Source organism: Streptomyces sp. NBC_01803 (assembly GCF_035917415.1).
GTDB lineage: Bacteria > Actinomycetota > Actinomycetes > Streptomycetales > Streptomycetaceae > Streptomyces.
Map to the genome: position 1 here is coordinate 2,426,602 of NZ_CP109073.1, position 26,508 is coordinate 2,453,109.

Here is a 26,508-nt window from a genome sequence, read left to right on the forward strand (position 1 = left end):
CCCGCGCTTTATCTTGATGTCAAGAAGCTCTATACCATGAAACTTCAGGTCGTGAGACTTCACATCGACAGAACTACTAGACTGGACGCCATGGAGGACGAGGTGGACCGGCTGGTGGCGGCCTGGCGGCGCGAGCGCCCCGATCTCGACGTGGAGCCGCTCGAAGTGCTCAGCCGCGTCAGCAGACTGGCCCGCCACCTGGACCGGGCGCGGCGCCTGGTCTTCTCCGAGCACCACCTGGAGCCGTGGGAGTTCGACGTGCTCACCGCGCTGCGCCGCGCGGGCGACCCGTACCAGCTCTCCCCCGGCCAGCTCCTGACCCAGACCCTGGTCACCTCCGGCACCATGACCAACCGCATCGACCGGCTGGCCAAGCGCGGCCTGGTCGAGCGGCTGCCCGACCCCAACGACCGGCGTGGCGTGCTGGTGCGGCTGACCACGTCGGGCCAGCATCACGCCGACGAGGCGCTGGCGGACCTGCTCACCCAGGAACGCGCCCTGCTCGGCGACCTGACCACCGCGCAGCGCCGCGACCTGGCGGCCCTGCTGCGCGTCCTGACCGCGCCGTTCGACAACACCCCGGTCTGAGCCCCGGCGGCCCCGGCCGGGACGCCGGGGCTCTCGCTCAGCGGTCGCCCGGAGTGCTGACCACCCGATCGGGGGTGCGGAGCCAGATGTCCTGCTGGTCCTTGGTGACCGTGATCCCGAAGTCGAAAAGGCGCGGCCGGTCGCGGGCGCGCCACCAGTCCAGGGCCCAGTCGACATCCGCCAGCAGGTCGCGCGGGCCGTGCCGGTAGGAGGCGCTGGGCGTGACCCGCGCCCAGGAGACGGTGCCGCCCTCCCCGTCCAGGAAGAACCAGTCGTCGTCGCCCGCCTGCCGGCAGTACGCGACGCCGGGCAGCAGCACGCTCAGCGCGAACTCGCCGTGCGAGTCCACGTCCGACAGATCGACCGCCGGGCCGCTGAACCGTTCCGCCTCGCGATACGTCGCCGCCCATATCCCCCGTGGGTCCCGCCCCGCCACGCACTGGCCGCGCACCGGCATGAACGACTCGCCGCCGTGGAACCAGCCGCGTGCCGTGCCGTCCTCGTTCCTCCGCAGCCAGATCAGACCGCGCCCGTGGTAGTTGGGGTACCAGGGGGTGACGATCTCGCCGCCGGGCCGCACTTGCTCCAGCCAGGCGGGCGGGACGCGCCGAACGGCGGCCGTGGAGATCAGCCGGTCGTAGGGGGCGCCGTCGGGCCATCCCAACTCCCCGTCGCCCCACACCACATGCGGCCGGTACCCGGCGTCCGCCAGCACCCGCACGGAACGGCGGACGAGTGCGGCGTCGATCTCCACGCTGGTGACCTGGCCGGTTCCGACCCTCTCGCACAGCAGCGCCGCGTGGTATCCACTGCCGGTGCCCACCTCCAGGACCCGTTCGCCGGGCCGGGGTTCGAGCGAGGCCAGCATGTTCAGCACGGCGGCGGGCGGGCTGATCGAGCTGGTCGGCTCCCGGCCGCTGGGGTCGAGCTGGGTGACGACGCCCTCCTCGGAGAACACCATCTCCGTCCACCGGTCGGGGTCATCCGTCCAGCGGACCGGCGTCCAGCCGGGCCCGTTGGGGTTGCGGCGCCACACCGTCTCGGGCGCGAACAGGTGGCGGGGAACGCGTTCGAAGACCGCCTCCATCCACCCCGACTGGAAGTGCCCCCCGTGCGCCAGCGCCTCCATCAGCCGTCGGCGCGGCGCCTCCATGTCTACGTCAACGCACACGTGCCACTCCGCGGCCTCGCAAGCTTCGTTTCACAGGAGGAAGGTAAGAACGGTTGGCGAGAACCGGCCACGAACTTGCACCGGTTTTCGCACCAGTCAACTAAGTGAGGCCGCAGCCGCTCCGATGAGCGCGCGCGCTTCGGGCCCGTAGACCGCCAGTCGCGACATCTGGCTGAACGCCCGCTCGTACATGGCCATTTCGCTGGGCGACGTGATGGTGACCTGGGCCGTCAGCAATTCCACGAACGCCTGCTTCGAGTCGTAGAGGCTGAAGGTCTCCAGCGTCCACAGCCGGCGCGCGCCCGCGTTGAACGGGATCACGCCGAGGGACACCGACGGCAGCGCCATGACGGAGAGCAAATGGCCGAGTTGGCCCGCCATCGTCTCCGCGTCGCCGATCTGGTAGCGCAGCACGGCCTCTTCGACCAGCAGCGCGAAGTGGCGACCGCCCTCGTGCACGACGCGGGACCGGGCCAGCCTGGCGTCGACGGCCTCGGTCACGTCGTCCGGCGCGCCGTGGAACTGCGTTATCGAGCCGAGCAGGGCCGCCGCGTACTCCCGGGTCTGGAGCACGCCGGGGATCACCGTCGAGCAGTAGACGCGGAACTTGCGGGTCCGCTCGTACAGCGGGACATAGGACTCCTGGAGCCTGCGCAGCCCGGTGCGCTGCAACCGCCGCCATTCCACGTACAGCGACTCGGCGTTGCGCGAGGCGGCTATGAGATCGGGGATCTCTTCCGGAACGCCGCACGCCTCGCACCACGCGCGGAGGTCGGCGTCCGAGGGCGGCGTCCTGGCGTTCTCTATGCGGGAGGTCTTGGCCTCGCTCCAGCGGCAGCGGATGGCCAGCCCGCGCCCGGTCAGCCCCGCGTCCAGGCGGATGTCCCTGAGGCGCGCGGCGACGGCCTCGCGCGCAGCCTGGGCGCTGGAGGACGGCGATACGGACATGCGGTTGCTCTCGGTGGTACGTCAGACCTGGTACTCCTGATGCGGGACAGCTCGCTCCCACACAGCGGCGAACGCCGCAGAACACAGCTTCCCGACGGGCGAGGTCTGATTCAACTCGGCGCCCGCTGAACCCCCCTTACCAGTGAAATAATTGAACATGACAGTGGTGTCATCGAACAACCAGAAGTCGTTTCCCGGCAGGGCGATGTCGGACGCCCGGCGCCGCGGGAGCCAGCGGACCTCTTCTCCCGCGGCGATGTTCTGGAACGTGCAGGCGTGTTCGTACCGGATGTAGTCCGTGACCGGCTCGGAGACGATGCGGGCCCGGCGGAATGTCACCCCCCGGGCCACGGCGTCCCGCACCCAGGTGTGGAAGTCCGTCCACCACGAGTCCGGATCGCCGGGATCGGGCCGGTGACCGGCCTTCCATGCGGCGAAGGCCGCGTCCTCCTCCTCGATCCCGTAGACGTCTCTCATTTCCAGGTGGACGGCGGAACGACGGCAGTTCGCCAGAAGGTCAACGAACAGCCGATCGCTCTGCGACATCACACGCCTCCCTGAGGGCGGGGACCATGCGGGCGGGAATCCGGATCACCGCCTCGGTCTCGGGAAGCGGACCGAACTTCTCGCACTCCTCCTCGGTGTCCGGGTCGGCCTTCCAGCCCTGGAGCACGAGATCGGCGTTGTGCTCGTCCACCAGCACGGTGGGGCACTGGGTCCCGTTGGTGTTCGGGTCCTTCGCGATGAACCGTAGTGCCATGACTGCCTCCCACGCTCCGCGGTTTGTGCCGGATCGCACGACCATCGCCCACGCGATTGTGCAGCGTCAAGAGGGCGGCACAGTGCGTGACGGAGCGCGGGTCAGGCTCGGGTGGGCACGGGTCGGGCGCCGGTCAGGCGAGGGGCTTGCGTCCGACTCCGCCGAAGGCGTCGACCGCGGCGGGGCCGCCGAATCCGTCGAACTCCGGCCGCCACTCGGGCAGTCGCACCACCCCGGGGGCCACCACCTCCAGCCCCTCGAAGGCCGCCTCGATCTGCTCTGGGCCGCGGACGTAGTACGGCACGGCGCCGCTGGCGGTGTACTCCTCCTCGGCCGCCACCATCTGCTCGGTGGTGTTGGTGCCGTCGTAGTGGACGAGGAAGCTGCCGGGCGCCAGGGGCGCCAGCAGGCGCTGGATCAGGGACTTGGCCTCGTCGAAGTCCTTGATGTGGCCCATGATGCCCATCAGGACCAGCGCGACCGGCTTGCCGAGGTCCAGGGTCTTCTCAGCGGCGGTGAGGATGCCCTCCGGATCGCGCACGTCGGCGTCGATATAGGCGGTGACGCCCTCGGGGGTGCTGGTCAGCAGGGCGCGGGCGTGGGCCAGGACCAGCGGATCGTTGTCGACATAGACGATCCGGGAGTCGGCGGCGGCTCGTTGGGCGACCTCGTGCGTGTTGTCCGCGGTGGGCAGCCCGGTGCCGATGTCGAGGAACTGCCGGATGCCCTCCTCCAGCACCAGGTACCGGATGGCGCGGGCGAGGAAGTGCCGGGAGGTCCGGGCGACATCCACCAGTCCCGGCATGTGCTCCTTGATGTAGTCGCCGACCTGGCGGTCCGGCTCGTAGTTGTCTTTGCCGCCCAGCAGATAGTTCCAGAACCGGGCCGAGTGCGGGACGGACGTGTCGATCCTGTCGGGGATTCCCGAAGGTCCGCTGTTGGCTGGCTGGTTGTCCGTCACTGCCTCGACTCCTGCCGATGTGTGCATGAGATATCTGCTCGCTGACAACTTATCTCTCACACACGCATCCGGCATATGCCACCCCGGCCGCCGCACCCGGAGGCAGGCGAGGGCAGGGACTACTCCGCCGGGGGGACGCCCGCGCGGCGGGCCAGGGCGACGGCGGCGAGGGTGGAGTGGACGCCGAGCTTGCCGAGGACGTTCTGCATGTGGGTGCGGACCGTATGCGGGGACAGATACAGCCGTTCGGCGACCGCCTTGCGGCCGAGGCCCGCCAGCATGCAGCGCAGCACCTCCAGCTCGCGGGGGGTCAACGACTCGACCAGGCGCTCGTGTTCGCTGCGGTGACGGCGGTCACGGTGCAGTTCGTGGAGGACTCCGGTGAGCAGCGCGGGCGCGATGTGGGTTTCCTCGCGCAGCACGCCGCGGAGGACCTGGAGGAGTCTCGCCAGGGAACTGTCCTTGGCCACCCAGCCGTTGGCACCGGCGGTCAGGGCGACGGCGGCCCGCGCCGGGTCATCGCATGCCGCGAGCATGACAGCCCGGAGGCCGGGGTGACGTTCCCGCGCCGCGATGAGCAGCGCACTCTCGCCGTCGAGGTCGACGTCGAGCAACAGGACGTCGAACGGCGCCCGTTCGAGCTGGTGCAGGGCGGCCGGCACGCTCCCGACGGCCATCGCGTCCACGTCCTGCTCCGCGGTGAGCGCGGTGGCCAGTGACTCGGCGAAGATCCGGTGCCCGTCCACCACGAGCACCCGAATTCGATCCACAGCGGCCCCTCGGTCGCCTCGGCAGCGGAAAGGCGGGGGTCGGCGGGCGCGACGCCGGTGTCCCGGCTCCGGGAGACTCCGCACGGCCGCCGCCGCACGGCACCGGTGCCGGGCCATGAGCGTCGCGCCCACCTGTCTCGCCCCCTGAAGCGGCACCGGCCCCCACCGATGCTCCTCCTCAGGTTACGGGTGACAGCCTGAGGCGGAAGTGGTTTCACCGAAGTGCGCGTATCGCAGGCGTCACACCGGGAGGCGTTGCGCGCCGGATGAGGGGATCGCCTCGAAGACACGCGGCGGGTGATGACCGGCCGCGGCGAAGGCATCCTCGATCGCCGCGCGGACGGTGCCGGTGGCGTCGGCGGTGTCCTCGGCCACCAGCACGAGGGCCGAGCCGCCGAAGCCGCCGCCGGTCATGCGGGCGCCGAGCGCGCCGGCCGCGACCGACGCCGAGACAGCCAGGTCGAGTTCGGCGCAGGAGACCTCGAAGTCGTCGCGGAGCGAGGCGTGTCCGGCGGTGAGCAGCGGGCCGATCTCGCGGGCACGGCCGACGTCGAGGAGCGCGACGACCCGCTCGACGCGGTCGTTCTCGGTGACCACGTGGCGCACGCGGCGGCGGAGGGTGTCGTCGGGGAGGCGGGCCAGGGCCCCGGCCAGGCCCTCGATCGGGATGTCGCGCAGCGCGGGCACGCCCAGGGCCGTGGCGCCCGCCTCGCATTCGGCGCGGCGGGCGGCGTAGGCGCCGTCGGCGTGGGCGTGCCGGACGCGGGTGTCGACCACCAGCAGCCGCAGGCCCTCCAGGGCCATGGCGAACGGGATCTGCCGGAGGCCGAGGTCGCGGGTGTCGAGCCGCAGGACGTGTCCGGCGGTGCAGCAGGCGGAGGCCATCTGGTCGAGGATGCCGCTGGGGACGCCGGCGAAGTCGTTCTCCGCGCGCCGCGCGAGGCGGGCCAGGGCGGCGGGAGCGAGGCCCAGGTCGAAGAGGTCGCTCAGCGCCAGGGCGGTGACGACCTCCAGCGCGGCGGAGGAGGACAGGCCCGCGCCGACGGGGACATCGGACTCGAAGGAGATGTGGAGGCCGCCGAGGTCGTGGCCCGCCTCGCGCAGCGCCCAGGCCACTCCGGCGGGGTAGGCGGCCCAGCCGGTGACCGTGCCCGGGGCGAGGGCGTCCAGGTCCAGGTCGACCGGGCCCGCTTCCGGCATCCAGCCGGAGAACAGGAGCAGTCGGCGGTCGGCGCGGCGCGAGACGGCGGCCTTGGCGGTGTGTGGCAGGGCCATGGGCAGCGCCAAGCCGTCGTTGTAGTCGGTGTGTTCGCCGATCAGGTTGACCCGGCCGGGGGCCGACCAGTGGCCCTCCGGGGTGGCGCCGAACAATTGCTCGTGAGTCATGGCCGCGTGTCCGCTCGCCGGGCGAACTCCCAGGCGTCACCGATGATTCCGGCGAGGTCGGGGCGGCTGGGGCGCCAGCCGAGCCGGTGGCGGGCGTGGTCGGCGGAGGCGACCAGGACGGCCGGGTCGCCGGGGCGGCGGGCGGCCGGGACCGCGGGGATGGCGTGGCCGGTGACGCGGCGGGCGGTGTCGATGACCTCGCGGACGGAGAAGCCGTTGCCGTTGCCGAGGTTGCAGATCAGGTGCTCGCCCGCCGTGGCGGCCGTCAGGGCCAGCAGATGGGCCTCGGCGAGGTCGTCCACGTGGATGTAGTCGCGCACGCAGGTGCCGTCCGGGGTCGGGTAGTCCGTGCCGTAGACGGCGATCGACTCCCGGCGTCCCAGCGCCACCTGGAGGATGATCGGGATCAAGTGGCTCTCGGGGTCGTGCCGTTCACCCAGTATCCCGCCCGGGTGCGCGCCGGCCACATTGAAGTACCGCAGCGAGACGGCGGCCAGACCGTGCGCCGCGCACTCGCCGGTGAGCATGTGGTCGACGGCGAGCTTGGTCGCGCCGTACGGATTGCCCGGCGCGGTCGGGGCGTCCTCGGTGATCGGGGTGACGTCCGGCTCGCCGTAGACGGCGGCGGTGGAGGAGAAGACCAGGGTGCGCACGCCCGCCTCGCGCATGGACCGCAGCAGCTCCATCGTGCCGCCCACGTTGTTCCGCCAGTACTTCTCGGGGTCGGCCACCGACTCGCCCACCTGGGAGCACGCGGCGAAGTGCAGCACCCCGGTGTAGGAGGAGTCCAGCACCTTCCCGGCCTCCTGGATCCGGCCCTCCACGAACTCCGCGCCCGCCGGGACCCCTTCGCGGAAGCCGGTGGACAGGTCGTCCAGCACGGTCACCCGGTGGCCCGCCGCCAGCAGGTGCGCCGCCACGGTGCCGCCGACGTAACCCGCGCCCCCGGTCACCAGGTACTTGGCGGTCTCGCTCGTCCCGCTCACGCTGTCACCACCTCTCGAAGCCGGTCGGCCGCCGCCTCCGGCAGTACGTCAGTGCGGTACGTCACTGATGAACGCATCCCGGCCGGAGTCCGATCCGGCCGGGTGTTTCCAGCTTGCCGGGACCGCACCGGACGGTGAGGAGTTCCGGGCTCGGCGCGAAGTCCCCGGGCAAGCGGGGCGTGGTCTTCTTCACCAGCCCCTCCGGCAGGAGGCCGGAGGATCGAGCACGTTCACACAGAGTCGAACATGAAGGAACACGAGCATAGCGCGGCCGGGGCCCGACCGCAGGGGATCAGAGCCCCCGGGAGGCGGCGAGGTGGTCGAGGAGTCCGGTGCGGACGGCCAGGGCGGCGGCCTCCAGGCGCGAGGCCGTGCCGAGCTTGGTGAGCAGCCGCTGGACGTGCGTGCGGGCGGTGCTGGGCGCGACTCCGAGGCCGGCGGCGATACGTCGAGTGTCCTCGCCCTCGACTATGCGCACCAGCACGTCGGCCTCGCGGTCGGTCAGCAGCGCCGCCAGCCGCGCGCCCTCCTCCTGGCCGGCCACCCGGGGGTGCAGCAGCTCCGCGAAGGCGTCGCGCAGCAGCTGCGGCGTCACCGCCGCCTCCCCCGCCTTGGCCTTCAGCATCGCGCGCTCCACGCCCTCGATGCGCTCGTCGTGCCGCACATAGCCGCGCGCGCCCGCCGCGAAGGCCGCCGCCACGCCACGCGGGTTGGGCACCGGACCAAGCACGACGACGGCCACGCGCGGGCATTCGCGCCGCAGGCGCTGCAACGGGTCGAGCGCGCCCGGCACTTCGGGCTCCAGCGAGCCGAGCAGACACACGTCCGGCTGTTTGCCGACCACCAGGTCCGCGCCCCGGGCGATGGGCGCCCCGGCGCCCAGCACCCGGTGGCCGCGCACCCGCAGGGCGGAGGCGAGGGCCTCGGCGACCAGTCTCCTGTCGTCAACGACCACGACCCGAACGCTCATACGTCTCCTCCGCTCGCTCTCGCCGCGCCGGCGGTCACGGTCACGGTCACGGTCACGGTCGCCGACGACGGGCCGGCCGTTCCGTCACCGGTAGACGAGGAGCGCCGGCCTGCGCGCGTCGTCGCCGTCGTAGAACGCCCGGTTGACCAGCACCAGGGTGTTGTCGTGCCACATGGGCTGCTGATTATGAACCATGTACCCCGACATCAGGGCGAACTCCTGGGCGCGGGCTGCCCGGTCCAGCGCCATGACCGGCGAGACGCCCTCCGTTTCCGGGTCGATGGCGACGACCATGCCCTCCAGGGTGTCGCTCGCCGGCTGGTAGGCGAGGATCTTGCCGTCCTGCGTGCCGAACGGCCAGATCTGGCCGCCGTTGATGGCCTCGACCTCGTACAGGGCCTGGCCGGTGGTGAGGTCGAACGCGGCCACCGCGTTGTCGCCGTAGGGGACGTTGGTCGGCAGGTAGAGGAAGCCGTCGTGGACCACGCCGGGCCAGCAGTTGTGCAGGGTGCTGACCTCGCACGGGTTCAGGTACCGGTCGATGTCGTAGTCGAGGTCGTGCGCGACCTCCCGGTGGCGCTCGTCCACGACGAAGACGCGCGAACCCCCGGGGGCGGAGATGTCGTCGCCCACGGTGGCGGTGACCACCAGCGGGTCCACGGAGACGACGGAGTCGACCGACAGCGCCTCGTTCTCGTACGTCCCCTCGTACTCCCACTCCCACAGCTCGGTGCCCGCCTCGTCGGTGGCGCGCACGCTGCCGCCCTCGTCGCCGAGGGAGCCGCAGGTGAGCTTGGAGATGAACATGTCGTCAACGACCATGTACTCGCCCTCGCGGCACCGGTCGTTCGCCCGGGACTCCCACAGCTTCTCCTCGCCGGAGACGCTGTAGCCCATGCCGCCGACGCCGGTTCCGACGGCCACCACGTCGCCGAGGATCGCGGGGTAGGAGGTCGACGAGGTCGGCCACTCGGAGTCGAGCGGCATGCTCATGACCTCCTGGCCGGTGGCGATGTCGACCACCGTCAGCACCTCGCAGTCGCGGCCCTGGAGGAGGGCGACGCGGTTCTCCGAGACGTTCGGCGAGGTCAGGCAGTTGCCCTCGGAGGACTCGAAGGGCAGGCTCCAGTTCTCCTCGCCGGTCGCCAGGTCGTAGGAGACGAGGGCGTCGGGCATGACGCGCACGAAGGCGTCGTCCACGAACCAGGCGCCCTTGGCGTCGATGAGGATCTGCTCCGCGGTGACCCGGGGCGAGGGCAGGTCCCAGGCGAGCGTGGCCTGAATCGGCTCGGCGGGCAGGCCGCCGTCACCCCCACCGTCGCCCTCGCCGCCCTCGCCGCCCTCGGGACCGCTCGGCTGGTCGGCGGCGGTCTCCTGGTCGTCGTCACCGGTGAGCAGCCAGACGGCCCCGCCGCCCGCGAGCAGCAGGGCGAGCACGGCGGAGACGGCGATCACGATCAGCGGCCCGCGCGGCCGGGAGGCCGGTGGCCGCGGCGCGGGGGGCGCCGGGGGCGCCGCCCAGCCGCCCGTGGGCGGCCCGTACGGTCCGGGCGCGGTGGGCGCGCCGAAGCCGCCGCCGACGGCGGGGGGACCACCGATGGTCGGGGACCGGTACGGCTGCGGGTATCCGTAACCGGGCTGTCCTGGCACCCCGCCCGGGACCGCGGGCGGCGCGATCGGCGGGGTCCCGGGCGCGCCGGCCGACGGCCCGAACTCACCCGGCGGCGGCTGATGCGGTGGCTGATGCGGTGGCGGTGGCGGCTGTGACATGTATCCCCCTGGCCGGTTCCGGTCGGGTCCCGGTCCCGGTCGAACGTCCTGCGAGCGGAACTCTTTCTACCATCGGACTTCCGCCCGCCCGCCATGGTTCCTGACCGCCCGCCGTCACACGCCCCGCCCGGCGCCGGTCGCCTAGTCGCCGTCCGCGAGGTCGAGCCAGCGGGTTTCCAGCTCGTCGCGCTCCCGGGCCAGTTCGCGGAGCTGGGCGTCGAGGCCCGCGATACGTTCGAAGTTCGTCGCGTGCTCGGCCATCTCACCGTGCAGGGCGGCTTCCTTCTCGTCCAGGCGCTCCAACTGGCGCTCGATCCGCTGGATCTCCTTCTGGGTCGCGCGGGAGAGCTGGGCCGATTTCGCGGCGGGCGGCGCGGCGGCCGGGGCGCCGGCGGAGGGCGTGTCGCGGACGGTGGCGCGGCGTTCCAGATACTCGTCGAGGCCGCGCGGCAGCATCCGCAGATCGCCGTCGCCCAGCAGCGCGAACACCCGGTCGGTCACGCGCTCCACGAAGAAGCGGTCGTGGCTGACGACCACCAGCGAGCCCGGCCAGCCGTCGAGGAGGTCTTCGAGCTGGGTCAGCGTCTCGATGTCCAGGTCGTTGGTCGGCTCATCCAGGAACAGCACGTTGGGCTCGTCCATCAGCAGCCGCAGGATCTGCAACCGCCGCCGTTCGCCGCCCGACAGGTCCCCGACCGGGGTCCACTGACGTTCCTTGCCGAAGCCGAACTGCTCGCAGAGCTGCGAGGCCGTCATCTCCCGGCCCTTGCCCAGGTCGACGCGGGCGCGCACCTGCTCCACGGCCTGGAGCACCCGCTCGGTCGGGTCCAACTCGGCCACGTCCTGCGAGAGATAGGCCAGCCGGACCGTCTTGCCCACGGTCACCCGCCCACCCGCGATGACCTTCGACCCCTCGGGGTCGGCCAGGGCGCGCAGCAGGGTGGTCTTGCCCGCGCCGTTCACCCCGACCAGGCCGACGCGGTCGCCGGGACCGACCTGCCAGGTCAGATGCGTCAGCAGGTCCCGGCCGCCGACGCGCAGGGTGACGTCCTCCAGGTCGAAGACCGTCCTGCCGAGCCGGGCGGAGGCGAAGCGCGACAGCTCGGCGCTGTCGCGCGGCGGCGGCACGTCCGCGATCAGGGCGTTGGCCGCCTCCACGCGGAAGCGCGGCTTGCTGGTCCTGGCCGGGGCACCGCGCCGCAGCCACGCGAGCTCCTTGCGCATCAGGTTCTGCCGCCGGGCCTCCTCGCCGGCCGCGACACGCTCGCGCTCGGCACGGGCGAAGACGTAGTCGCTGTAGCCGCCGTCGTAGGTGTGGACGGTGCCGCGCTGCACGTCCCACATCCGGGTGCAGACCTGGTCGAGGAACCACCGGTCGTGGGTGACCACCACCAGCGCCGAGCGGCGCTCGCGCAGGTGGGCGGCGAGCCAGGCGATGCCCTCGACGTCGAGGTGGTTCGTCGGCTCGTCCAGCACGATCACGTCCTGCTCCGCGATCAGCAGCTTGGCGAGCGCGACGCGACGCCGTTCGCCGCCGGACAGCGGGCCGACGACCGTGTCCAGGCCGTCCGGGAAACCCGGCAGGTCGAGGCCGCCGAAGAGGCCGGTGAGCACGGAACGGACCCGGGCGTCGCCCGCCCACTCGTGGGCGGGCACGTCCCCGATGACCTCCTGGCGCACCGTGGCGGCCGAGTCGAGGGAATCGTGCTGGGTGAGGACGCCGAGCCGCAGGTCTCCCGAGTGGGTGACGCGGCCGTCGTCGACCTCCTCCAGGCGGGCCAGGACGCGGATGAGGGTGGTCTTGCCGTCGCCGTTGCGGCCGACGACGCCGACGCGGTCGCCCTGGCCGACGCCGAGCGAGACACCGTCGAGGATGGTCCTGGTGCCATAGACCTTGCGGACGGACTCCAGGTTGACGAGGTTCTTGACGGCTTCAGGCATAGGACTCGATGGTAGTCGCGCCGGGAGCGGGCGCGGTCGTGGCCCGGGCCGCGCGGCAGGTGCCGCTGTCGGCCAGCGACTTGGTGATCTTGGCGGCGGACCCGGCGTCGGCGGCGAGGAACGCGCAGCTCGGCCCCGAGCCGGAGACCAGGCCGCCCAGCGCGCCGGCCGCCATGCCCGCCGCCAGGGTGGCGGCCAGCGAGGGGCGCAGCGAAACGGCCGCGGGCTGGAGGTCGTTGGCGAGCGCGGCGGCGAGCGCGGGCGCGTCGCCGGTGCGGAGGGCTTCGAGGAGGGCGGGGTCGGGCTCGGGCGCGGTGACCGGCCGGTCACCGCGCAGACGGTCGCACTCGCGGTAGACCTCGGGGGTGGACAGGCCGCCGTCCGCGAGGGCGAAGACCCAGTGGAACGGCCCGGACACGGCCAGAGCGGTCAGCCGCTCACCGCGCCCCCGGCCCAGGGCCGCGCCGCCGACCAGACTGAACGGCACGTCGGAGCCCAGCTCGGCACACAGCCGAAGGAGCTCGGCGCGGGGGGTGGCCGTGCCCCAGAGGGTGTCGCAGGCGAGCAGGGCACCGGCGGCGTCCGCGCTACCGCCCGCCATGCCGCCCGCGACGGGGATGTCCTTGACGATGTCCAGCCGGACGGCGGGCTCGATCCCGTGCCGGGCGGCGAGCAGCTCGGCGGCCCGGACGGCGAGATTGGAGCGGTCCAGCGGTACGTGCTCGCTGCCGGGGCCGGTGCAGGTGACGGTGACGCCGGGCGCGGCGGGGCCGGGCGCGGCGGGGCCGGCCGGGCTGGTGAGGGTCGCCGTGACGTGGTCGTGGAGGCCGACGGCGAGGAAGACGTTGGCCAGGTCGTGGAAGCCGTCCGGGCGCGGCGGCCCGACGGCGAGCTGCACGTTCACCTTGGCCGGGACGCGAACCGTGACGGACGGGGAGGGTGTGGGCATGCGATCAATCTCGGAGACGGGACAACGGTGCGGTTGGGCCGGTCGGTAAGGCCGGTGCGGCCGGTGCGGCCGGTGCGGTCGGCCGGTCGGTACGGTCCTGGGGCGGCCGGTGCGGGCTACGGGCGGTGTTCGGCGAGGCGGGCGAAGTCCTCGACGGACAGGGCCTCGCCGCGGGCGCCCGGCGAGACGCCGGCCGCCACGCAGGCCGCCTCGGCGGCGGCCGGGGAGCCGGCCCAGGACGCCAGCGCCGAGCGCAGCATCTTGCGGCGCTGGGCGAACGCCGCGTCGACCACCGCGAAGACCTCCTCCCGGCCGGCCGTGGTGCGCGGCGGCTCGCGGCGGGTGAGGGCGACGAGCCCGGAGTCGACGTTGGGCGCCGGCCAGAACACGGTCCGGCCGATGGCCCCGGCGCGCCGGGCCTCGGCGTACCAGGCGGCCTTGACGGACGGCACCCCGTAGACCTTGGAGCCGGGCGCGGCGGCAAGCCGGTCGGCGACCTCGGACTGCACCATCACCAGGGCCCGGTCGATGCTGGGGAAGGTGGCGAGCATGTGCAGGAGCACGGGGACGGCGACGTTGTAGGGGAGGTTGGCGACGAGGGCGCCGGGGGGCGGTCCGGGCAGCTCGGTGACGCGCATGGCGTCCGCGTGCACGAGGGAGAACCGGCCGACGCGCTCCGGAAGCCGCGCGGCGACCGTGGCGGGCAGGGCGGCGGCCAGCACGTCGTCGATCTCGACGGCGGTGACATGCCCGGCGGCGTCGAGGAGGGCGAGGGTCAGCGAGCCGAGCCCGGGGCCGATCTCGACCACCGTGTCGTTCTCGCCGACGCCGGCGGCGCGCACGATGCGGCGGACGGTGTTCGCGTCGATGACGAAGTTCTGCCCGCGCTGCTTGGTCGGGCGCAGGCCGAGGGCGGCGGCCAACTCACGGACGTCGGCCGGTCCGAGCAGGGCGTCACCGTGCTCCACGTGCTCCGCGCCCTTCACCCGAAGGCCCGGACGGTGTTGGCGGCGATGTGGCGGGACAGCTCTTCCTCGCTCAGCCCCTTGACCTCGGCCATGGCGCGCAGGGTCACCGGGATGAGGTAGGAGGCGTTGGGCCGGCCGCGGAAGGGGGTGGGCGTGAGGAACGGCGCGTCGGTCTCCACGAGCAGCAGCTCGGGCGGGGCGGCGGCCAGCGCGTCGCGCAGGGGCTGCGCGCTGCCGAAGGTGACATTGCCGGCGAAGGACATGAAGTACCCCTCGGCGGCGCAGAGTTCGGCCATGGCGACGTCGCCCGAGTAGCAGTGGAAGACGGTCCGCCGGGGGGCGCCCTCCTCGCGCAGGATCCGCAGCACGTCGTCGTGGGCGTCGCGGTCGTGGATGACCAGCGTCTTGTCCAGCTCCTTGGCGAGCGCGATGTGACGGCGGAAGGAGCGCTGCTGCGCGGCGGTGCCCTCGGGGCCGGTGCGGTAGTAGTCGAGGCCGGTCTCGCCGAGCGCCCTGACCTGGTGCAGCCCGGCCAGCTCGGCGATCTCCGCCAGCGCGGCGTCGAGGGCGGCGGCGCCCTCGACGCCGTCGATGCGCGCGGCCTCGTTGGGGTGCAGGGCCACGGCGGCCCACACGGCCTCGTGCTCGGCCGCGGTCTTGGCGGCCCACCGGGCGCGCGCCACGTCGCAGCCGATCTGCACGACGCGCGTGACGCCGACGGCGGCGGCCTTGGTCAGGGCCTCCTCGACGGTGGTGTCCTGCATGTCGAGATGCGTGTGCGAATCGGTGACGGGCACGGCGAGCGGCTCGGGCAGCGGTGGCGGCAGGTGCTGCTCGGCCTTGGCCTTGGCGGACTTGGGCATGCCCACGATCCTACGGCCGCGACATGGCCCGATTCCGACACACCGCAAGGTGCCGCTGGGCCGGGCCGTCGCGCCGAGCCGGGGCCGCTGGGCCGCGCCGCCGGGGCCGCCGGGCCGGGTCGAGGCCGCCGGGGTGCCCGGGCTGGCCGGTGGTCACCCGGGCGGACGGCGGCTCCCCGGGCGGCGACCACGGCGTCGAAGACCCTAAGGCCGCGACAGGGCCCGATTCCGACACACCGCAAGGTGCCGCTGGGCCGCGCCGCCGGAGCCGCCGGGCCGGGTCGGGGCCGCCGCGCCGAGCCGGGGCCGCCGGGCCGCGCCGGGGCCGCCGGGCCGCGCCGGGTCGCTGGGCCGCGCCGCCGAGGCCGCCGAGGCCGGGGTGCCGCCGGGCCGGGCCTCTGCGCCGGGGTGCCCGGGCTGGCCGGTGGTCAGCCCGGGCGGACGGCGGCTCCCCGGGCGGCGACCACGGCGTCGAAGACCTCCCGCTTCGGCAGCCCGGCCGCCCGCGCCACCTCCGCGATCGCCTCCTTGCGGTGCTGCCCCGCCGCCTCGCGCTCCGCGACCAGCCGGGCCAGCGAGGCGGCGTCCGCCGCCCCCGGCGCCGACGGCTCCGCGCCCGCGACCACCACCGTGATCTCGCCGCGCACGCCCTCCGCCGCCCAGGCCGCCAGCTCGGCCAGCGGCCCGCGCCTGACCTCCTCGTACGTCTTGGTCAGCTCCCGGCACACCGCCGCCCGCCGGTCCGGCCCGAACGCCTCCGCCATCGCCGCGAGCGTCGCGGCCAGGCGGTGCGGGGACTCGAAGTACACCAGCGTCCGCCGCTCGCCCGCCGCCTCGCGCAGCCGGGCCGCCCGCTCCCCCGCCTTGCGCGGCGGGAAGCCCTCGAAGCAGAACCGGTCCACCGGCAGCCCCGACAGCGCCAGCGCGGTGAGCACCGCTGAGGGGCCGGGCACGGCCGTCACCCGCACCCCGCGTTCCACCGCCGCCGCCACCAGCCGGTACCCCGGGTCCGACACCGACGGCATGCCCGCGTCCGTCACCAGCAGCACGCGGGCCCCGCCCGCCAGTTCGTCGGCGAGCTCGGGGGTGCGCGCGGCCTCGTTGCCCTCGAAGTACGACACGACCCGGCCGCCCACCCGCACGCCGAGCCCCTGGGCCAGCCGCCGCAGCCGCCGTGTGTCCTCGGCGGCCACGATGTCCGCCGAGGACAGCTCCTCGCCCAGCCGGGGCGGGGCGTCCGCCAGATCACCGATCGGGGTTCCCGCCAGTACGAGCGTGCCTGTCATGCCCCTCATCCTCGCCGATCCCCGAGGATCGCCGAACCTCACCGGGAACCCACCGCCCGGATGCCAAGATGGCCGGTGATGAGCAGCAGCCAGACCGTGATGACGGAGACCCCGCCCGAACCGGCCCACGCCCGCCCTCCCACCTGGGAGCATCGGCTGCGCCGGTTCGGGTACGCCCCCGGCCGGGCAGCCGGGGTGCGGGAGCGGCTGGTTCCGCCCTACCCCGAGCCGGGGACCCGGCTGTGGCGGTACTTCGGGTTCGCGCCGACGGCCGCCGCCCGGCTGGCCCGCTGGAGCGGCTGGGGCGGCCCGCTGCTGGTCGCGCTCTTCGCCGGCGTGCTGCGCTTCGTCAACCTCGGCTCGCCGAACGCCGTGATATTCGACGAGACGTACTACGCCAAGGACGCCTGGTCGCTCCTGAAGAGGGGCTACGAGACCGAGTGGCCCGAGGACGCCAACGACCGCATCATCGCGGGCGACATCCCGTTCGACGACACCGCGTCGTACGTCGTGCACCCACCGGGCGGTAAGTGGGTCATCGCGCTGGGCGAGTGGATCTTCGGGCTGACGCCGTTCGGTTGGCGCTTCATGGTGGCGCTGCTCGGCACGCTGTCGGTGCTGATGCTCTGCCGCATCGGCCGCCGGCTGTTCCGCTCCACGGTGCTGGGGTGCGTCGCCGGGCTGCTGATGGCGGTCGACGGGCTGCACTTCGTGATGAGCCGCACGGCGCTGCTGGACCTGGTGCTGATGTTCTGGCTGCTGGCCGCGTTCGGCTGCCTGCTCGTGGACCGCGACGCGGCCCGCGCCCGGCTGGCCGCCGCGCTGCCGGAGGGGGCGGACGGGCTGCTCCGTTCGGACGCGGCGGTCGGGGAACGGCTCCGGCTCGCCTGGCGCCCCTGGCGGATCGCGGCCGGGGTCTGCCTGGGCCTGGCGTGCGCGACGAAGTGGAACGCGCTGTACGTGCTGGCCGCGTTCGGCATTCTGACCGTCCTGTGGGACGCCGCGTCCCGCCGCACGGCCGGCGCCCCGCACGCGCCCCGGGCGACGCTGCGGCGGGACGCGGCACCCGCGTTCCTGTCGATGGTGCCGGTCGCGTTCGTCACCTATCTGGCGTCCTGGACCGGCTGGTTCCTGACCTCCGACGGGTACTACCGCCAGTGGGCCGCGCAGTCGACGGAGGACGACTCGTACGCCTGGCTGCCCGCGCCGCTGCGCGGCCTGTGGCACTACACGTCGGAGGTCTACCAGTTCCACGTCGGCCTCACCTCGGAGCACGACTACCAGTCGAACCCGTGGAGCTGGCTCGTCGCGGGCCGCCCGGTGACCTACTTCTACAACTCCCGCGATCCGGGCGAGGGCGGCTGCGCCTACGCGAGCGGCTGCGCCCGCGAGGTGCTGGCCCTGGGCACCCCGCTGCTGTGGTGGTCGGCGTGCTTCGCGCTGGCCTACGCGCTGTACCGCTGGCTGTTCCGCCGCGACTGGCGCGCGGGCGCGATCCTGTGCGCGGTGGCGGCGGGGTACCTGCCCTGGTTCATGTACCAGGAGCGGACGATCTTCTACTTCTACGCGGTGGTCCTGGTTCCGTTCCTGTGCCTGGCGGTGACGATGATGCTCGGCGCCCTCCTCGGCCCCCCGGGCTGCGGCGAACAGCGGCGCGTCATCGGCATCGTGGCGGTGGGGGTGCTGGTGCTGCTGATCGTGTGGAACTTCATCTACTTCTACCCGATCTACACCGGCATGGAGATCCCCCTGGACGGCTGGCGCGCCCGGATGTGGCTCGGCACCTGGGTGTAGACACTCCGAACGATCGTCGCGCGCCATCGAGTTCGTGGGCGGACGCGGACGGGCGGCGGATCGCCCGGGCCGTCGCCGCCCGCCACGGCGCCCGGGCCGAGCCCTGGGACCGGCCGACGCGGCCCGGCGCTGGGGCCCAGCGCTGGGGCGATGGTCGAACCCTTCCTCCTCGACCAGACCGCCACCGCCACCCGTGCCCACACCGACCTCGGCTGGCCCCCACACCGCCCGTCGCTCCGGGGCGAGCTACGCCAGAACGGCTGACCCTCAGCCGTTCTCGGCGGTCGTCAGCTTCTCAATGGCGGCGACGATGAGGGCGCGCGCCTGGGCGCCGTGGACGGCGAGGGTGGAGAGTTGCTCGAAGGCGCGGAGGTAGAGGGCGACTTCGCTGGGCGCGGTGATCTTCACCGAGGCCGAGAGAAGTTCCACGCGAACGAGTCGCTGGTCGAACATAGTGAAGGTTTCCAACGGCCACATGATGCCCCGGCGCTCGGCGGCGGCGGGAATGACGCCGAGCGAGACGGAGGGCAGTGACATAAGAGAGAGCAACTGACCGAGCTGGCCTGCCATGACGCCGACATCGCCGATGCGGTAGTGGAGGACCGTTTCCTCGACCAGGGCAGCCAGTCGGTGATTCCCCTCCTGGACCGAACGTGCACGTCGCACACGCACCCCCGCCGCCTCGGCGGCGTCGTTGGGGATGCGGCGGAAGCCGGCGATGGTCTCCAGTAGGGCCGTGGCGTAGGCGGTGGTCTGGAAGAGACCCGGGATCAGATTCGAGCAGTACACGTGAAATCGCCGTGTGCGCTGGTACAGGTCCACGCTCGACTGCTGAAGGTGCCGGAGCCCGGCGCGTTCCAGCCGTCGCCACTCCACATACATGGAGGTGACCTGGCGGTTGGCGGCGATGAGGTCCGCCGCGCGTTCTGGTGTCCCGCACGCCGTGCACCACGCCCGGATGTCGGCGTCGGTGGGGGCAGTCTTGGCGTTCTCGATCCGGGACGACTTGGACTCGCTCCAGCCGCATCTGCCGGCCAGCTCACGTCCGGTGATTTCGGCGTCCATGCGCAGCTCTCGCAGGCGTTCCGCGAGAGCTGCGCGTGCTTTCTGGGCACCGGACAGAGAGGGGGCGGGCACGGCGACTAGCGAATCACGTACTCCTCGTGCGGGATCGCCCGGTCCCAGACTTGCTCGAAGGCGATCGTGCAGTGGGCGATCAGCCCCTGGTCGTCGGTGAAGTCGTACCCGACGAGCTCTCCGTTGCCCGCGAAGTGATGGATGCGCGCCATGTGGTCATCGAACACCCAGAAGTCATTGCCCGGCAGGCTCAGGTCAGTCGCGTTCCGGCGCGGCAGCCAGCGGACCCGTTCACCGGCGCGCACGTTCGCAATGGTGACGTAGTGCTCCCAGCGGATGTACGAGGTCACCGGCTCCGAGACGATGCGGGCTCGCCGCACTTCGACTCCCCGGGCCACCGCATCAGCGACCATCTGATGGAACGGGTGCCACCAGGAGTCACGGTCGTCCCAGTCGGTGAGGTGACCCTGCTGCCAGCTCTCAAATCGCTCAGTGCTGTAGTAAACGTCCCGCATCTCCAAGTGGACAGCGGACGTCTTGCAGTCAGCCAGCAGCTCGGCGAACGTCGGCTCGCTCGATGACATCGCACGCCTCCCTCAGCATCGGCACCATGCGGGCCGGGATGCGGATGATCGTCTCACCCTCCGGAACGGACTCGAAGGCAGGACTGATCGCCTCGCAGGCTGCTTGAGTCTCGGCGTCAGCGTTCCACCCCTGGATCAGAGCTCCATGGCGTCCGTGTCCGTCCACACGGTAACGCAGTTCTCGTAGGTCGTATGGGGGTCGATCCAACGAACTCTAAGGACATAGCGGCCTCCGGTCTTGTCGCTTGCAGTCGTTGTCACAACCTTGCTGACTGTGTACTTGCTCCGTCAAGGGCGCAAAAACGTCTCAGTTCTGATGCAAGTGTCTGCAAGTTTTCTGACATAGGGCACCACCCCTCCGTAGCGTCTCGATTGCGGAGCGGAGCGGGCCGGAGCCCGCGCTGTCGCCTCCGTCGAAGTCCCGTTCTCCGGGCGGATGGATTGGCCCTCCCCCGCCCGGAACGGGTGGTGCATCACCGGCGCGAAACGGACCCGCGCCTGCCTCGGCACACGAAGGAGACGCCCATGCACCTCATCCCGCCATGGATTCCGGGCGCCGCCGACCCCGGTGACGACGAGCCGACCGAGGGTGGTCAGTCCGGCGGTTGTGGGGACGGCGACGGCTGCGGACGCAAGTAGCCACTCGGCCGCCCCCGCTCGGGGGCGGCCCCCACCTGTGCCCACCGAGGACCATGAACCCGCCAACTCATTTCCACGCCTACCGCTGGCAGGGTGAACGCCGGACGCTCGACAGGGAGGCCGACCGGCGGCCGGCCTCCCCCGCGTTCGCCGCCAACCCCTGTCGCCGATGGCCATCAGTCACTGGCTGCTGCGCCCGGCGCAGGCCATCACCCGCACATTCCGCAGTCCCGAGGAGGCGACCGACTGGTTCTGCCACGAACTACGCCGGGCCGCCCCCGACTTCGCCGCCGAACACGAACGTCATCCCGAACGGCTCGACGCCAAGGCCGACTACGTCGGACGCACACTCACCTGGGGCGGCGACACCCACGCCGGCTGGTACCTGCGCGGCACCGCCTTCTTCACCCTGGACATCATCGGCTGCAGCACCAACCGCACCGATCCGAACCTTCCCTGCCCGTTGAGGACGTAAGTTCACGCATACCGATCCGCCGGGTGCCTATTTCATGAGAGGACGCACCATGTCATCGAGCGAGCCGACGTTCGCCGAACTGCTGGCTGATTGCCGTACGACCGCCATCCATCTGGAGATGCGCGATGTCTACTACAGCAACGAGCGCTTCGAAAGCTGGCAGCAGGGACACCTCACCGACTGGAACGACCGTGATTCCTGGAGGCGTTCCTTCCACCAAACGATCGAGGACGCGGTCGCCCGGGGCGTCGAGGTGCGGCGTGCCCGGATCGTCTCGGAGCCGGTCACCCCGTACATCCGCTGGGAGCACTACGTCACCACGGCGAACCTGCTGGCCGGAGAGCAAGTCCGCTGGCTGCCTCGGCGCATGGCGACCGACCTCAGCCTGCCGGGAAACGATTTCTGGGTCTTCGATGACCACACCGCGCGCATCCACCATTTTGCGGGCAACGGCGATTTCGTGGGGTACGACTTCACCAACGATCAAGCGCTGATCACCCACTGCGCCGCCGCCTTCGAACAGATCTGGCAACGGGCCATCCCACACGAGGAGTACGACCCCGCCTGAGACCGGGTCATCCCCTGGCACGGGCGGGGCTTGCCCGCCTTCGCCGTTCGCAGCGGCGCTCTCTAGCCGGGTGCGTACGGATCGACCCCGGGACCACGGAGCGCCGACGCCTCGGCTCTTCCCCGTCGGGGCACGCTCCAGGCGTCGAATTGGCTGGTGAGCCACGTGGCGGAAACGCCGAGACTTCGAGCGAGGCTACTCATCGGCACCTTGCCGAGCACATAACGCGCCACGACCGTTTCTCGGTTGGCGACCACCCAGTTCCGCGCCGCCTTTCCGTTCAGTCCCTGATTCACTTCTCCCCCTTCTCACTGCCCCCAGGCTGCCCCGTGCCCGCCGGCATGGGGCGCTTCCTCGGTAGATAGATGAGCTGATCACAGACCGGGCACCGTTTGCCCTCCGGCGAATCCCTGAGCTCCCCGGGATGCCTGCACTCGCTTCCCATGTTTTGCCCCTCACACCTCTGCGACTGGCTCTGGCCGAAAATTCCGGAAGGGCGCCTTATCAGGATCGGCGATAACGAGTGCTTCACGTCGTCTCCCGCAGGAATTCCACGTTCTCCGGAGCCGTAGGCCACTCGTACCCGCCACCGGGGGGCCGGATGAAGATCTCGGTCCGTTCCCTTTTCTCTCCGTTCCACCAGACCATCACGTCACGCAACGTGCCTTCCTCACCGGTCACGCGGTCACGGACTCTCCGTCGGTGGAAGGGGCCGAGCCGGGGCCACTCGCTGCCGTAGACACGGTGCAGGAACGCCACTTCGTCGGCCGCCGCTCGTCCCGGTGCTGTCTCTGCCATGGCTGCCTGTCCTTCGTTCAGGTGATCTGCGCCTCCGGGCCGATAGCCCGGCGGCACCGGAGTGTCGGCGGAGTGGCCGTTCAGCAAGGAAACCGGGCCGCGCCTTTCCAAGCCACGGCAGACAAGCGGCATCACTGCCGCGGGAAAGCCGCAGCGGATACGCTGAGCTGGGCAGACGGCACTCGGACGGAGGACCGGCATGGCGATCAAGCGTCCCGGACTGGCCAAGCGCCGGAAGGCGTGCGGCTTCACGCAAGAAAGATTCGCGGAAGCGCTCGGGACGGATCGCACCACGGTGCAGCGCTGGGAGAACGGCTCCAACGAACCGCAGCCATGGCTCCGCCCCCGCATCTCCGAACTGCTTGAGATCACCGCCACCGAACTCGACTCTCTCCTCGCGGGCGACGAAGCAACGCTGAAGCGGCTTTCCGAGAGTGCCACCGCCTGCCACCACGACCACGAGCACGAGCACGAGCACGACGAGCTGGACGCACTGGAATTGGCACGGCGAGTCGAGGCCAGCGATGTAGGACGAGAGACCCTGGACCGCCTGGCGAGCGCCTTCGATGACCTGGCCATCGCCTATCCAAAGGCACCGCCTCAGGATCTACTGAACGACGTTCGCCGTCACCTGCGCTATGTGGCCCATCTCATGGATGCTCGGAAAACCCTTCGTGAGCAGCGCCACCTGCTGGTCATCGGGGGATGGTTCTCTCTCCTCGGAGCCACCCTGCATATCGATCTCAACCAACAGAGTGCCGCCACAGCCCGATTGCGTACCTCGATCTCCCTGGCGCGGCAGGCCGAGCACTCGGAGATCCAAGCGTGGTGCTTCGAGACGGACGCCTGGCGGGTGCTGACGGATGGCGAGTACAACCGAGCCCTGGAACTGTCCCAACGAGCCCAGCGATACGCCCCTCGGGGAAGTTCCGTGGCGATACAGGCCGTCGCCCAGGAGGGACGGGCGCGAGCACGGCTCGGGCAGACGCAGGAGACCTACGCGGCCATCGGCCGAGTTCAGCACATGTCCGCCAAGCTCGAAGTGCTCAATCGCCCGGAGCACCACTACCAGTACGACCCCCGGAAGTCCCTCGCTTACACGGCTACGACGCTGGCCTGGGTGGAGGACCCGGCGGCAGAGCGGTATGCACGCGAGGTCATCGCCCGACTCTCGCCGCCGGGCGATGTGAGCCGATGGCCACGCAGAGTGGCCTCCGCTCATATCGATCTCGCCTTGGCCTTGCTGGGGAACGACCGTGTCGATGAGGCGTCCGACGCCGCGGCGCAGGCCATACTCTCCGGCCGGGTGGCCCCCTCCAACTACTGGCGGGCCCTGGAGGTGGTCCGGGCCATCGAGGCCAGAGCCCTCCGGGGAGCGTCCGACCTGCGTGACGCGTACCAGCAGATGCAACAGCTTCCCCGCTGACCGGCCGGGCTCGGCGGGCCGTCCGGCGCACACTCCGCCGCCCCGTGGCGACCGCCCTGTCCATGTCGCGGCGCGCGTGAAGGCCCGGGGCGCGTAGCGGGTAGGCTGCGCTTCCCGGAGGGGTCTTCATTTAGGGCAGGGCAGGGCGAACATGCGCAACGGGCAGCGGGTCGCGGTCGTTTCGGGGGTCTGTGTGGCCGTCGTGTCGGCTGTGGGGTTCGGGGCGTACGCCCTCATCGGGGGTGACGACGCCGACAAGGCGGGCACCGTCGCCGCGACCTCGGACGAGCTGCCGGGCGAGACCGGGCCGGAGGTCGAGACCGGGCCGCCGACCGCCGACGAGGTGCTGGCCACCGCCGGGGCCTTCCTCGACGCCTGGGCGGGAGGTGACGCCGCCACGGCCGCCGCCCTCACCGACGCGCCCGACAAGGCGGAGGCCGCGCTGACCGCGCTCGCCGCCGACGCCGGGATCGAGGAGCTGACGCTTGAGGCGGGGACGCCCAGCGACGGCGAGGTGCCGTTCTCCGTCAACGCCGCCGTCGCGTACGAGGGCGAGCGGGGCGAGCTGGCCTACGACTCCGCGCTGACCGTCGTCCGGGACAGCGTGAGCGGCGAGGCCGTCGTGGCCTGGGCGCCGACCGTCCTGCACCCCGACCTCGCCGAGGGTCAGTCCATCCAGACCGGACCGGTCAGTGAGGTACCGCCGGTCGAGGTGCTGGACAAGAACGGCGAGGTGATCGACGGCGAGGAGTATCCGTCGCTGGTCCCCATACTCGCCGATCTCCAGGAGCGGTACGGCGAGCAGGCGGGCGGCAGCGCCGGGGCCGAGACGCGGATCGTGGACGGGGAGGGCGAGACCGTCGCCTCCCTGCTGGAGATCGCCGAGCCGTCCCCGGGGCAGGTGCCGACCACCATCGACCCGGCGATCCAGCGGGCCGCCGAGGAGGCGGTCGCGGCCAGTAGCCGGGCCTCGGTCGTCGCGATCCAGCCCAGCACCGGCGCGGTCCAGGCGGTCGCCAACAACCCGGCCGACGGCTTCAACGGCGCGCTGGAAGGCAGTTGGGCGCCCGGCTCGACGTTCAAGATCGTGAGCTCGTCGCTGCTCATCGACCGGGGCCTGGCCTCGGCCGGCAGGGCGCACCCCTGTCCCAAGCACTTCGAGTACGGCGGCTGGCGGTTCCAGAACGACGACGAGTTCGAGATCCCGAACGGCACTTTCGCGGACAGCTTCGCCCGGTCCTGCAACACCGCCTTCATCAGCCAGGCACCGGAGTTGGGCGACGCCGACCTCGGCAACCAGGCCCGGGACGCCTTCGGGCTCGGCCTCGACTGGCAGGTGGGCGTGACGACGATGGACGGCGCGGTGCCCACCCAGTCGGACGCGCAGATGGCCGCCTCACTCATCGGCCAGGGCGGCGTGCGGATGAGCCCGCTGACCATGGCCTCCGTTTCGGCGACCGTGAAGAACGGCGGCTTCCGCCAGCCGTATCTGGTGCCGGCGGAGTTCGACGGGCGGCAGCTCGCGCAGGCGTCGGGGGGGCTGTCCGGCGCCACCGCGCAGGAGTTGAGGTCGCTGATGAACCGGACCGCCGTCAACGGGACGGCCGCCGGCGCGATGGCGGGTCTCGGCGGCGATGTCGGCGCCAAGACCGGTTCGGCCGAGGTGGACGGGCAGGACAAGCCGAACGCCTGGTTCACCGCGTACCGCAACGACCTGGCGGTGGCGGCCGTGGTGCCGAACTCCGGGCACGGCGGCGAGTTCGCCGGGCCGGTGGTGGCGGACGTGCTGCGGGCGGGCTCCTGAAACGGGCGGTTCCGGCGGCACAGTAGGGTTGCTCCGGGCCCATGAGGAGGTACCGGACCGTGCGCGAGATAGCCGTATTCAGTGGCAGCGCCCATCCCCAGCTGGCCGCCGAGGTCTGCGCGCATCTCGGTGTGCCGTTGCTGCCGACCCGGGTGGACCGTTTCGCCAACGACTGCCTTCAGGTGCAGCTCCAGGCCAACTGCCGGGAGCGGGACGTGTATCTCATCCAGCCGCTGGTCCGGCCGGTGCAGGAGCACCTGGTGGAGCTGCTGTTGATGCTGGACGCCGCGCGCGGCGCCTCGGCGGCACGGACGACCGTGGTCATGCCGCACTACTCGTACGCCCGTTCCGACAAGAAGGACGCGCCGCGCATCTCGATCGGCGGGCGACTGATGGCGGATCTGATGGTGACGGCCGGGGCGAGCCGGGTGCTGGCCATGACGCTGCACTCGCCGCAGGTGCACGGCTTCTTCAACATCCCGGTGGACCACCTGCACGCGCTGCGGGAGCTGGCCGCGCACTTCCGGGGCCAGGACCTGGCCAACACGGTGGTGGTCTCCCCCGACCTGGGCAACGCCAAGGAAGCCGCGGCGTTCGCGCGGATGCTGGGTGTGCCGGTGGCGGCGGGCGCCAAGCAGCGGTTCAGCGACGACCGGGTGCAAATCAGCTCGGTCATCGGCGAGGTCGCCGGGCGCGACGTGATCGTGCTGGACGACGAGATCGCCAAGGGCAGTACCGTCATCGAACTGCTCCAGCGGCTGCGCGAGTTCGGCGTCGGGTCGATCCGGATCGCCTGCACGCACGGGCTGTTCTCGAACGGCGCGCTCAAGCGGCTGAGCGAGGAGCCCGGCGTGCTGGAGATCGTGTGCACCAACACGGTCCCGATCCCGACCGAGGAGCACACCGGCAAGCTGCGGGTGCTGTCCATCGCCCCCGCGCTGGCCGAGGCGATGCGCCGCATCCACAACGGCGAATCGGTCAGCGCCCTCTTCGACCAGAACCAGTCCTGAGAGCCGGGGGCTGAGG

At 71.8% G+C, this 26,508-nt stretch carries 25 protein-coding genes; 7 read left to right on the forward strand and 18 right to left on the reverse strand.

What is annotated here, in order from left to right; genetic code table 11:
• The first annotated feature begins 90 nt into the window (after positions 1-90).
• A complete protein-coding gene (locus OIE51_RS10485; RefSeq protein WP_326600589.1) occupies positions 91-588 on the forward strand; it encodes a MarR family winged helix-turn-helix transcriptional regulator in 498 nt (165 codons plus the stop codon).
• 37 nt (positions 589-625) lie between these two features.
• Here the strand turns inward: OIE51_RS10485 and OIE51_RS10490 are convergent, their stop codons facing one another.
• The 15 genes from OIE51_RS10490 to rsmI form a co-directional block, all read right to left on the reverse strand.
• Positions 626-1,759, reverse strand: a complete 1,134-nt coding sequence (locus OIE51_RS10490) for a methyltransferase domain-containing protein (protein WP_326597191.1) — start codon at positions 1,757-1,759, stop codon at positions 626-628.
• Positions 1,760-1,855: 96 nt separating this feature from the next.
• Positions 1,856-2,707: a helix-turn-helix domain-containing protein gene (locus OIE51_RS10495; protein WP_326597193.1), complete on the reverse strand. Its 852-nt coding sequence runs from the start codon at positions 2,705-2,707 to the stop codon at positions 1,856-1,858.
• Positions 2,708-2,728: 21 nt separating this feature from the next.
• Entirely contained in the window at positions 2,729-3,253 is a 525-nt protein-coding gene (locus OIE51_RS10500) for a DUF6879 family protein (protein ID WP_326597195.1), read from the reverse strand.
• Positions 3,225-3,467: a hypothetical protein gene (locus tag OIE51_RS10505; protein ID WP_326597196.1), complete on the reverse strand. Its 243-nt coding sequence runs from the start codon at positions 3,465-3,467 to the stop codon at positions 3,225-3,227. The genes OIE51_RS10500 and OIE51_RS10505 overlap by 29 nt, the downstream gene beginning before the upstream one ends.
• 133 nt (positions 3,468-3,600) lie before the next feature.
• Positions 3,601-4,428, reverse strand: coding sequence for an SAM-dependent methyltransferase (locus OIE51_RS10510; protein ID WP_326597197.1), 828 nt, complete (start codon positions 4,426-4,428; stop codon positions 3,601-3,603).
• A gap of 119 nt (positions 4,429-4,547) precedes the next feature.
• Positions 4,548-5,198, reverse strand: coding sequence for a response regulator transcription factor (locus tag OIE51_RS10515; protein ID WP_326597199.1), 651 nt, complete (start codon positions 5,196-5,198; stop codon positions 4,548-4,550).
• 240 nt (positions 5,199-5,438) lie between these two features.
• A complete protein-coding gene (gene galK / locus OIE51_RS10520) occupies positions 5,439-6,584 on the reverse strand; it encodes a galactokinase (RefSeq protein WP_326597201.1) in 1,146 nt (381 codons plus the stop codon).
• Positions 6,581-7,570: a UDP-glucose 4-epimerase GalE gene (gene galE / locus OIE51_RS10525; protein ID WP_326597202.1), complete on the reverse strand. Its 990-nt coding sequence runs from the start codon at positions 7,568-7,570 to the stop codon at positions 6,581-6,583. The genes galK and galE overlap by 4 nt, the downstream gene beginning before the upstream one ends.
• Before the next feature lie 292 nt (positions 7,571-7,862).
• A complete protein-coding gene (locus OIE51_RS10530; protein ID WP_326597203.1) occupies positions 7,863-8,540 on the reverse strand; it encodes a response regulator transcription factor in 678 nt (225 codons plus the stop codon).
• Between the two features lie 84 nt (positions 8,541-8,624).
• Entirely contained in the window at positions 8,625-10,190 is a 1,566-nt protein-coding gene (locus OIE51_RS10535) for an outer membrane protein assembly factor BamB family protein (protein WP_326597204.1), read from the reverse strand.
• Between the two features lie 261 nt (positions 10,191-10,451).
• Positions 10,452-12,251, reverse strand: a complete 1,800-nt coding sequence (locus OIE51_RS10540) for an ABC-F family ATP-binding cassette domain-containing protein (protein WP_326597207.1) — start codon at positions 12,249-12,251, stop codon at positions 10,452-10,454.
• A complete protein-coding gene (locus OIE51_RS10545; RefSeq protein WP_326597208.1) occupies positions 12,244-13,200 on the reverse strand; it encodes a 4-(cytidine 5'-diphospho)-2-C-methyl-D-erythritol kinase in 957 nt (318 codons plus the stop codon). The genes OIE51_RS10540 and OIE51_RS10545 overlap by 8 nt, the downstream gene beginning before the upstream one ends.
• Positions 13,201-13,316: 116 nt before the next feature.
• The gene (gene rsmA, locus OIE51_RS10550; protein WP_326597209.1) at positions 13,317-14,168 is read right to left on the reverse strand and encodes a 16S rRNA (adenine(1518)-N(6)/adenine(1519)-N(6))-dimethyltransferase RsmA; all 852 of its coding nucleotides are present in this window, start codon (positions 14,166-14,168) and stop codon (positions 13,317-13,319) included.
• A 14-nt stretch (positions 14,169-14,182) separates the two neighbouring features.
• Positions 14,183-15,031, reverse strand: a complete 849-nt coding sequence (locus OIE51_RS10555; protein ID WP_326597210.1) for a TatD family hydrolase — start codon at positions 15,029-15,031, stop codon at positions 14,183-14,185.
• Between the two features lie 428 nt (positions 15,032-15,459).
• The gene (rsmI, locus tag OIE51_RS10560; RefSeq protein ID WP_326597211.1) at positions 15,460-16,317 is read right to left on the reverse strand and encodes a 16S rRNA (cytidine(1402)-2'-O)-methyltransferase; all 858 of its coding nucleotides are present in this window, start codon (positions 16,315-16,317) and stop codon (positions 15,460-15,462) included.
• Positions 16,318-16,395: 78 nt separating this feature from the next.
• Between rsmI and OIE51_RS10565 the strand changes: the two genes are divergently transcribed.
• Positions 16,396-18,111: a dolichyl-phosphate-mannose--protein mannosyltransferase gene (locus OIE51_RS10565; protein WP_442811898.1), complete on the forward strand. Its 1,716-nt coding sequence runs from the start codon at positions 16,396-16,398 to the stop codon at positions 18,109-18,111.
• Between the two features lie 267 nt (positions 18,112-18,378).
• Here the strand turns inward: OIE51_RS10565 and OIE51_RS10570 are convergent, their stop codons facing one another.
• Both OIE51_RS10570 and OIE51_RS10575 read right to left on the reverse strand, forming a co-directional pair.
• The gene (locus tag OIE51_RS10570) at positions 18,379-19,248 is read right to left on the reverse strand and encodes a helix-turn-helix domain-containing protein (RefSeq protein WP_326597212.1); all 870 of its coding nucleotides are present in this window, start codon (positions 19,246-19,248) and stop codon (positions 18,379-18,381) included.
• A gap of 5 nt (positions 19,249-19,253) precedes the next feature.
• Complete coding sequence (locus OIE51_RS10575) at positions 19,254-19,772, reverse strand: DUF6879 family protein (protein WP_326597213.1); 519 nt, start codon at positions 19,770-19,772, stop codon at positions 19,254-19,256.
• 808 nt (positions 19,773-20,580) lie between these two features.
• Between OIE51_RS10575 and OIE51_RS10580 the strand changes: the two genes are divergently transcribed.
• Together OIE51_RS10580 and OIE51_RS10585 are read left to right on the forward strand one after the other, a co-directional pair.
• Positions 20,581-20,886 (forward strand): hypothetical protein, encoded by a 306-nt coding sequence (locus OIE51_RS10580; protein WP_326597214.1) that lies wholly within the window; start codon positions 20,581-20,583, stop codon positions 20,884-20,886.
• A gap of 49 nt (positions 20,887-20,935) precedes the next feature.
• The gene (locus tag OIE51_RS10585) at positions 20,936-21,454 is read left to right on the forward strand and encodes a DUF6879 family protein (RefSeq protein ID WP_326597216.1); all 519 of its coding nucleotides are present in this window, start codon (positions 20,936-20,938) and stop codon (positions 21,452-21,454) included.
• Positions 21,455-21,982: 528 nt separating this feature from the next.
• Here OIE51_RS10585 and OIE51_RS10590 read toward each other — a convergent pair.
• Complete coding sequence (locus OIE51_RS10590) at positions 21,983-22,252, reverse strand: hypothetical protein (protein ID WP_326597217.1); 270 nt, start codon at positions 22,250-22,252, stop codon at positions 21,983-21,985.
• A 199-nt stretch (positions 22,253-22,451) separates the two neighbouring features.
• On the opposite strand from OIE51_RS10590, the gene OIE51_RS10595 reads away from it, so the two are divergent.
• From OIE51_RS10595 to OIE51_RS10605, 3 genes are all read left to right on the forward strand, one after another.
• Positions 22,452-23,678, forward strand: a complete 1,227-nt coding sequence (locus OIE51_RS10595; RefSeq protein ID WP_326597218.1) for a helix-turn-helix transcriptional regulator — start codon at positions 22,452-22,454, stop codon at positions 23,676-23,678.
• Between the two features lie 151 nt (positions 23,679-23,829).
• Entirely contained in the window at positions 23,830-25,482 is a 1,653-nt protein-coding gene (locus OIE51_RS10600; protein ID WP_326597219.1) for a penicillin-binding transpeptidase domain-containing protein, read from the forward strand.
• Between the two features lie 59 nt (positions 25,483-25,541).
• Positions 25,542-26,492, forward strand: coding sequence for a ribose-phosphate diphosphokinase (locus tag OIE51_RS10605; RefSeq protein ID WP_326597220.1), 951 nt, complete (start codon positions 25,542-25,544; stop codon positions 26,490-26,492).
• The last annotated feature ends 16 nt before the right edge of the window (positions 26,493-26,508 follow it).